The organism is Acidimicrobiia bacterium (assembly GCA_016650365.1).
GTDB lineage: Bacteria > Actinomycetota > Acidimicrobiia > Spongiisociales > JAENVV01 > JAENVV01.
In genome coordinates this window covers 1-8,491 of record JAENVV010000143.1, presented here as the reverse complement: position 1 = coordinate 8,491, position 8,491 = coordinate 1, and the positions used below count along the sequence as shown (strand labels likewise).

At 60.3% G+C, this 8,491-nt stretch carries 8 protein-coding genes and 1 pseudogene; 4 read left to right on the top strand and 5 right to left on the bottom strand.

All coding sequences use genetic code 11. The features are described from left to right. Together JJE47_08595 and JJE47_08590 are read left to right on the top strand one after the other, a co-directional pair. Positions 1 to 528, top strand: a 528-nt coding sequence (locus JJE47_08595; protein MBK5267479.1) for an ABC transporter permease, incomplete at its 5' end; no start/stop codon positions are given. A gap of 384 nt (positions 529 to 912) precedes the next feature. Beyond that, positions 913 to 1,284, top strand: a complete 372-nt coding sequence (locus JJE47_08590; GenBank protein ID MBK5267478.1) for a c-type cytochrome — start codon at positions 913 to 915, stop codon at positions 1,282 to 1,284. Here JJE47_08590 and JJE47_08585 read toward each other — a convergent pair. Continuing rightward, the gene (locus JJE47_08585) at positions 1,281 to 2,525 is read right to left on the bottom strand and encodes a hypothetical protein (protein MBK5267477.1); all 1,245 of its coding nucleotides are present in this window, start codon (positions 2,523 to 2,525) and stop codon (positions 1,281 to 1,283) included. The two genes, JJE47_08590 and JJE47_08585, sit on opposite strands and share 4 nt — an antisense overlap. A gap of 132 nt (positions 2,526 to 2,657) precedes the next feature. Beyond that, a complete protein-coding gene (locus JJE47_08580; GenBank protein MBK5267476.1) occupies positions 2,658 to 3,266 on the bottom strand; it encodes a hypothetical protein in 609 nt (202 codons plus the stop codon). 114 nt (positions 3,267 to 3,380) lie between these two features. Between JJE47_08580 and JJE47_08575 the strand changes: the two are divergent. After that, positions 3,381 to 3,995: pseudogene (locus JJE47_08575) on the top strand (hypothetical protein). On the opposite strand, the gene JJE47_08570 reads toward JJE47_08575, so the two are convergent. Then, the gene (locus tag JJE47_08570; protein MBK5267475.1) at positions 3,935 to 6,097 is read right to left on the bottom strand and encodes a GAF domain-containing protein; all 2,163 of its coding nucleotides are present in this window, start codon (positions 6,095 to 6,097) and stop codon (positions 3,935 to 3,937) included. The pseudogene JJE47_08575 and the gene JJE47_08570 sit on opposite strands and share 61 nt — an antisense overlap. 167 nt (positions 6,098 to 6,264) lie before the next feature. On the opposite strand from JJE47_08570, the gene JJE47_08565 reads away from it, so the two are divergent. Beyond that, positions 6,265 to 7,110 carry an MBL fold metallo-hydrolase gene (locus tag JJE47_08565; GenBank protein MBK5267474.1) on the top strand — a complete coding sequence of 282 codons (846 nt, stop codon included), beginning with the start codon at positions 6,265 to 6,267 and terminating at the stop codon, positions 7,108 to 7,110. On the opposite strand, the gene JJE47_08560 is transcribed toward JJE47_08565, so the two are convergent. After that, entirely contained in the window at positions 7,107 to 8,351 is a 1,245-nt protein-coding gene (locus JJE47_08560) for an MFS transporter (GenBank protein ID MBK5267473.1), read from the bottom strand. The genes JJE47_08565 and JJE47_08560 overlap by 4 nt on opposite strands. After that, on the bottom strand, positions 8,348 to 8,491 hold a 144-nt coding region (locus JJE47_08555; GenBank protein MBK5267472.1), incomplete at its 5' end, for an ABC transporter ATP-binding protein. The genes JJE47_08555 and JJE47_08560, both read right to left, overlap by 4 nt.

Here is an 8,491-nt window from a genome sequence, read left to right as displayed (position 1 = left end):
CTGGTCCCTGGCGTGATCTCCGGTCAGCGAATCGAGGATGTCTACGACTATGTCTGGTCACTACCAGTTCCGCGGTCGGCTTCGGCCGGCGCCACATTTACGGTGTTCACGGCCATCTCGTTGCCGGGTACCGTAGTGGCGCTTTTTGTGAGCAGCCTGGTCTATGACGTCCAGCTCGATCCAAGTTGGAGGATCATCCCGGCAGTCCTGCTTTCTGCCTCAATGGCGACAGTCGTCGGCTATGCGGTCGGCCAGGGGATGCGCAACCCCCGCATGGTCAACCTGCTGACCAACCTGTTGATTTTCGTGATCCTCATGTTCTCGCCGATCGTGATTCCGATTGACCTCTTCCCCGATTGGCTGGCGGCTGTTCACCGTGTCCTCCCGTTCTGGCACATGACCAATTTGATTCGCGACGGTCTCACTACTGGTTTTGTATCCGACGTTGGCGTCTCATACGCGGTCAGTGCGGTCTGGACCGTCGGGGCAGTGGTGCTTTCCGCGAGAGTGGTCGGCCGCCGCCGATGAGCCCGAGTCTGTGATCATCGGTCCCTGTGGTATGGTCCGACGGGCCGAATCGGCCCTAGTTTGATCGCCCTCCACCGAGATGGTTGCCTATTCGTCGGACAACGGGGAGCCGCTGACGTCCACCCAGATTGAGTCGGTTTCGACCTATCTTCGATCTCTCGAGCCGAATGCGGTCGCCAACCCTCAATGGCAGAAACCCTTGGCGGATGCCGACCTGACCGGCGAGGAACTGTTCAGCCTCGCGTGTGCTCGTTGTCACGGCGTGGATCGCCTCGGGATCGAGGATTCGGCCTCGATATCAGTGAAACGTCATTTGCCATGGATGAGAATGACGAGTGGCTGGCCGGTCGTGTGACGGTCGTGCCATCATGGCGCGGTATCTGATTGTCACTGAGTACGCCACCGAATAGCCGAATTGATCACGCATCTACGTGGGGGGTCGCGTCGACCACCACCTCCACGACCGTCAGCACCGCAGGCGGAACCACGACGACTACGCCTCCGGACGAAGGCAACGATGAGGTGCTAGCGCTCGGCAAGGAGATCTTTACCGTCACGGGTGGCGGCAGCGGGTGCGCCAAGTGCCACGGTTTTGATGCTCAGGGGACCAAAGACGGCCCGAACATCATCGGTTCTTCCAAGTCGGCGCCTAGTGGTCCGATCGGTGGTGGCGTGCTTGACATGGCAAACGTAAAGTTGTCATCCGACGAACTCGAAGCCGTATATCGGTATTTGACGACCCTGTCCTCGCCTTAGACCGGCCCGGGAGCCGGAAGTTCTGGGCCAGACTGTCGCGACCGTCGGGCTTGCCAGGCTGTCGCGGCGGCTAGTGAGTACAGGATGGCCGATCCGGTTAGGGCGGTACTCAAGTTGGTAAGGGCGGCGACCAGACCCAGCACGATTCCGCCGGTGATCTCACCGAGTGAGTGAGCTTGACCGATGAACGAATGGACGGTGGCTCTCGTGTTGTTCGCGGCATATGCGTTGGTCCACACGACGACGACCGGCTTGGAAATCGATCGCATCGTTCCTTGGATGATCAGACCGAGCGCGGCCAGGTACAGGACGTTCACCTGAGCAAGAATGATTACGCCGACAGCGGTCCCGGCGAGTAGCAGGGCCAAAGCCGGAACCAGGGCGGTGCCCTGGAGTCGGCGGCCGAAGATTCGCAGAAGGATGGCCGCCCCGATGGACTGGGCGACCAGGATTGCTCCGACAACCACCACCTCGCGCCCGGTCCACCCAACCACTGACAGGTCGTCGAGGCGCCTGACGTACAAGCGATCGACCGCCTCGCTCCCGAACCCTGCCATGACCGTTGCCGCGAACAGAATGCGGAGAGCTGAGACTCGCCGGACCGCCGTGGCACCCTCCGTCAGCAGTTGACGAAGCTGTCTGGCTCGCCGTTCTCTGACCCGTCTGAAACCGGTTTCGGGCATCGATACCGCCAGGCTGGCGCCCTGGAGTACCAGACCGGATCCCAGAACGATGAGCGCCGAGGACAGCGAGAATGCCATGGCCAGTCCGGCAGCGGCGGCCGCCCCGAGCACGACTGCGATGAGTTCAATCCTGGCTCGCCGGATCACGATGGGCTCGGCTGCCTCTGCCGAGCCAAGCTCGTCTGTGAGCCAGGCGGTTTCGGCTCCGCTGCGAAACGTCAGGCCGAATCCCCATAACGCAGAACTGATGAGCAAAAGGAGAAAACTGTCAAGGACGCCCGCGAGGATGACCGACGTTCCAGAGATGAGGAAGGCCATCACGACCGACCATTTGCGGCTGTACAGGTCGGCGACTACTCCGGTAGGGATCTCCGAAGCGAGGACGGTGATCTCCTTGGCCGTGCCGAGAAGGACAAGCTGAAGGGGATCCAGATCAAGGTCGACGACGAGTCGAACAAAGAACAGCAGCCAGTAACCCTGCGTACCGAGCTGCCAGATGACTCCTGATCGGACGAAGATCCGTTCGACCCGTCGAAGGCGGTCGGTCTCGCTGATCACATGCCTGCCTGTCGCATCTCACCGATGTTGGCACGTGACGTCGGGTGGCGACGTCGATTCCTGCCTTGATCGGAATGCCTTAGGGCCAGACCGGATCCAATGGCTCTCCCATCCGATGGCGGTCTGATGGACTCATGCACCGGGCCGCTTGATGAACAATCCAACGAGCACGGCCGAAGACATCACCATTCCTGTTGTGGCAAAGGTCAAGATGCCAGCGTCACGTGGGCCGAAGCCATACAGCCCCCATAACAGAGCTTCGGACCAGGCCATTATCCAGGTGGAAACGGATACGCCGCTCAGGTCGTGGGCTCGATAGACCGCCAGGACGGCCGGGAGAAGCTGCAGGCCGTAGATACTGCCCAAGGCCACTCCGGTCGCCGGCCATCCGCCGATCAAGAACGCCGGAATCGGGAGAACCGCCCCGATGGCAGCCGGCAGTGCGAGTGACGCCAGCACGGCAGATCGGGGACGGTTCGAAAACCGGACCAGGCTCGATGAGATGAGCAGGTAGGAGATGGTCGAGATTACGCCGACCGGAATGATTGCCCAGCTGCCATCGCCGGCCCCGACCCCGTAGGCGATCCACCAGGCATTGATGCCAATGCTCGATCCCGCCCAGAAGGCCGAAACACCTGCGACGCGCCGATGGCGGACGAGCCTGGCTGCCTGGGGAATGGCCACCGCTCCACCGAGAACATTGGCGAGAGCGACAACGATGATCTGGAAAGCGGTCTCCATCGGGCGAGAATAGACCGCCCCCCCGGTGCGGATGACTGCCGTGGCGCGTCGGGTGCCAATGTGCAAGCCGTCCACGGTTGATATCAAGTAGGTTGACTGAAGAGAGGAGCAGCCATGGCAGGGTCAGATCGCAGTAAGGGTGCGAACGTTCCGCTCCCACTCGGAGCCGATGATGCGGTTCCTCCGCCGGCGTCGGTACCCGCAGGGATAGAGCATTATACGCGTTCAGGCGACCTCAAGAAGAAGTACTACGAGCGAGAGTTGGCCCGCCTTCAAGAGGAGCTGGTCAAGCTGTAGCACTGGGTCCAGGACCAGGGTTTGAAAGTCCTGATCATCCTTCGAAGGTCGTGGTTCAGCAGGCAAGGGTGGTGTGATCAAACGGATCATGGAGCGCACCAGCCCGCGAATTGTGAAACTGGTCGCCCTGCCCAAACCGACCGAACGTGAGAGCACCAGGAGTTCCTCCGCAGTTGCCCCGAATTCGAAGGGATGTTGGTCGGATCCGGTATGACGGTGCTCAAGTACTGCTACCGGATCCGGTCGAGTTACCGAGTAGAGAATCGATCCCGTACGTCCGCCCGCCGATCCAAGAACAGACCTTCGTCACACAGGTGTATTGAACCAGCAAGGATTCACTGTGCCTACGCCGAGCGTGACCCGGCTGTACCTCAGACAGTGGTTCGAGGGAGTGTGAGGGTGAAGATACTTTCGTCAGCCACACGACGATAGGTCACGTCTCCATCCATCAGTCGGGCGAGTTGACGGGAGATTGTGAGCCCGAGGCCTATCGACGCAGTCAATCCGGGGGCGTTGTGGGCTCTCTGGTAAGGCTCAAAGATCGCCTCTTGGTCCTGGTCGGGTACTCCGGACCCCTTATCGATGACGGTCACCTGCGCGAACGATGCATGGCGACTCACCGAGACGCGGATCTGATCGCCACCGTAACGGACCGCATTGGAGACCAAATTGCGGAGGATCTGTCGAACTCGAGCAGGATCGCCGCTGACTCGAACCGACTCGCCCGTGAAATCGATCTCCTTCATTGGTTGCCCGAGACTGTTGAGCACCTGGGCAGCCTGGGCGCGGAGGTCTAACTCAACGCGGTTCACCGTCAGAGTTCCTGCTTCGGCCTTGGCCGCAACCAGCAGGTCATCGATGATGTTGGTGAGGTCGATCCCCTCGTTAGCGATCGTTTTTACCAGTTCCAAGCGTTCGGATGCCGATAGGCGAGAATTTGGGTCGGTAAGTATCTGGGCGAAGCCGACGACCGCGGTGAGCGGCGTACGCAATTCGTGGGCAATGGTTGCGATGAACTCGGTTTTGGTACGCAGCGTTTCTCGTAGCCGTTCTTCGACTTGTTCTCGACGGTCACGGGTGCGAAGATTATCGATTCCATAAGCGAGGTCATCGGCAAAACGCTGGAGTACCTCAATTTCGGGGTCATCGAAGGCGGCCACATCACCTGCGTAAACAGCCAGGACCCCCACGGACTCGTCGTTGAGCACAAAGGGGACGCAAATGGCCGATGCGTATCCGGACTTGAGGGCGCTATCTCGGGCGAATTCGAACCTGGGGTCCGTCGCCAGATTCTGAACGGCGAACGGAGACCGATTCCGGATCGCCGTGCCGGCCGGTCCATTGCCTCGTGTGGTGTTGGCCCAAGTGAGGTGCAAGTCGTCGAGGTAGCCGTTTTGACCACCAAACTGGGCGATCGGCCGGACAGACCGCTCCTCATCGTTCAGGGCCGTGCCAACCCAGGCCATCATGTAGGCACCCGTTTCGACGACGATCTGGCACACATCCTTCAGCAGCGTGCTCTCGTCGGTGGCGCGGACGAGAGCATCGTTGCAATTCGTCACTGCCCAGGCCATCCTGCGGGCCCGTTGAAGCTCCTTTTCGATTCGCTTGCGCCGCAGGGCATTCGTAAAGAAGTCCTGGATGACCAGCAAAGTCGAGACTGTATCCGCTGACCACCCCAGGTGGCCTGAGCTGTGACTGTTGAATCCCAGGAAGCCGACTACATTCCCGCCAGCCAACATGGGTATGCTGATGAGCGAGGAAATCCCCGCTTGGCCAAAGAAGTCTCGCTCAGCAAATGCCTCGGGTGGAAGCTGGTCGACCGAGGGGATTTCGACCACTTTGCCCGCGTCGATCTGTCCGGCCATCCAAGGCAAAGCCCCGATTGTGAACTCCGGAAGTCTGTCAATACGTGATTCAGTGCCGGCGGAGCACCACTCATAGGTGTTGCTCATGGTCGTCCCATCTTCTGACTTTTCGAAGATGTAGCCTCTGTCGGCCTTGGCGAAGACGGATAGGTCGATCAAGGCCAGCTGAATCCGCCCGTCGATCTCATTCAGTGTCGCCACGTTCAGATGCTTCATGGTACGCATCACGATGGCGTCTAGCACCAGCAATCTTTCGAGTCTCTCCTCGGTGGCTACCCGATCGGTTACCTCGCGTAGCACCATGAGGACGTAGGTTCTTTCCGCCTCTTCGAATCGGCCTACCGTGGCGTCGATCGCGACGTCGTTTCCGTTGGCAGTAAGAAGACTGATCTCCAATTCTGGAGCTGTATCGTTCCCTGCGATCATGAAGTCGCGATGATGGGCACTGTACGTAGAGCGGAACCGGTCGGATATGAGTTGCTCCATCGACATACCGCACATCTCGGAGGGTTGGTAGGAGAGGAGCTGTCCAGCGCAATTGTTGGCTCTGACGATGGTGCCGTCGGTGTCCGTGGCGATCAATGCATCGGGTATCGATGCGAAGACCCCGTCAAACGCGGGGGTCGAGGTTCCTGCGTCGGAGGCCAATATGGAAACGGGGTTCACTATGGTTCTTCGGCCATCCGAAGGACCGTCTTGATGGTAAAGGCCCAATTTTAGCAATAAATGTCCGCTCTCAGGGGTCTCGAACCGACGGTTTTCCCGGTCTTCAGTACACTGCGTGTGAGGTTCGAGCCGGAGATCTGGCTCTTTTTCACACAGGGAGGGTGACCATGGGAAATTTTCACAAGGTCATGGTGGGCGATGCCGAGTTGATCGCGCTGCAGGACTCGTGGGTTGTCCGCCAGCCTGGTGGGTTCTTCGCCGGGGTGGATCGAGATGCGTGGGAACCGTATCTCCATTGGCTGACTGCCGATGGGTTGCTTATCCAGAATTATGGAAGCTTCATCATCCGTAGCGACGGCCAGATCATGCTTGTCGATACCGGTCTCGGGGAACTGGCCGATCCGTCGGACCTTCAGCAGCCTCCTTCGTTGCTTGAGGTCATGCAAGAAGCGGGAATCTCTACGGACGAGGTAGATCTCGTGCTCTTCACCCACCTCCATTGGGATCACACCGGGTGGAACACCATCGGCCCCGACGGCAACTTGCAGCTTACGTTTCCGAACGCTCGCTACATCGTTCAGAAGAAGGAACTGGACTATTGGTTGAGCCCTGGCGATAAGCCGGCCAATCGCCCCGCATTCGATCGGGTGCTGGCGCCTGTGATCGAGGCAAAGCGTCTGGATGTGGTCGGCGACGAGTACGCCGCCAACCGGGAAGTCTCGGCCGTACCAACTCCCGGACACACGCCAGGGCATGTGTCCTTCGGAATTGTCAGTGGCGGAGAACGCGCCTACATCCTCGGCGACACGGTTCACAAGCCAGTGCAGCTTTCCGAGCCCGGCTGGTACCCGGGGTTCGATCTGGATCCGATTGAATCCACCAAGAGTCGACGCATGATCCTCGACAGGGCTGAGCGAGAGAATGCTCTACTGGCGGGCGGTCATTTTGCCTTTCCGAGCATGGGCTACGCCATCACCGTCGACGGGAAGCGGACGTTTCGCTACGTGACTTAAGGGTAGCGAGGCCCGCCGAAGGCACCAGGTGGTAACCGCCGACTTCCATGCCAGGTGCGGCCGGCAACGCCTGCCAACATCACTGCGGTGGCGATGAGGGGCACCGTATATGACGAGGTGAGGTCATAGATGAGGCCAAACAGCGGCGGAGCCAACACGATGGCCACCTGGTTGGCGGTCATCGCCAGGGCGAGCGTTGTGCCGATCGCTCTACCAGGGGCGGCCTCGGCGACGTAAACCACCCACGGGCCGTACCAGCCGAAGGCGAAGAATCCCATCACGGCTGATAGTGCCAGCAAAAGGGCGTATGGCGCTCCTGGTTGGATGGTCGCAAGTAGAACAGTCCCTATGGCTGCTGCTGCCGCGCTGACAGCCACTGGCCTCAATCGATCGTGCAGCCGGTCACTCCAGATGGCTAACGCAACCCGGCCGAGCACGCCGGCCCCCTGAGTTGCAAACAGCATCCACGAACCGCGTGCCAAAGGAATACCGTGGACGTCACGAAGATACAGCATCAAGTACGAGATCAGAACGAACTGGATGGCAACCATCCCCAGCCCGGCCATCATGGCGAGGCGGATCGCCCTTACCCTTATCAGTCCCCGGACTTCTGCTCCGAATCCGATCGGAGCCGTTCGCGTCGAAAACGGCATCGGCCGGTACGTCACTGCGAATAGAACACCGCCGACCCCTGCCACCACCGCTCCAACCAGCAAGGCCGATTCCCAACCTGAAGCGGTAGCCACAACGGGGAGTACGGCAGCAGCCAGTGCGCCTCCTAGTGGCAGGCCGGTTTGTCGGATGCCCATTCCCAACCCGCGCTGGTAGTCGGGGAACCATCCGGCCACCACCTTGCTTCCTCCGGGTTGTGATGATGAATAGCCGGCGCCTCCCAGGAGCAGCATGGCAAGGATGAGGGGATACGATTCGCTCAGCGATGCCAGGGCGGCCCCTCCCGCCAGCACTAACGCCCCACCGGCGATGATCCACCGCTCGCGCCCGTGGTCGAGAGCACGACCGATGGGGATCAACGCCACGAGGGGTACCGACCCGACTGCTGCGACGAGGAGCCCGGTCTGAGCGCCTGTGAGGTTGAAGGACTCTTGAATGAACCCTGCCAAGGCGCCGACTCCGAGAAATACGAAGGCGGTACCAGCCTGGGTGAGGGTGGCAGTAAAGAGGATGACCCAGCGGTACGGATCGGCGGTGGCGGGGTCAGGTTTCGCCGGCGTAGCGGTCACCGACCACCAAGAAAGGCGCGACGGACCTCCGGGTCATCGATCAGTTCCTGCCCGGTGCCTTCATAGGTGTTCTTGCCAAGTTCAAGCACGTAGCCGCGGTGGGAGGCTTCGAGTCCCTGGCGGGCGTTCTGCTCGATCAT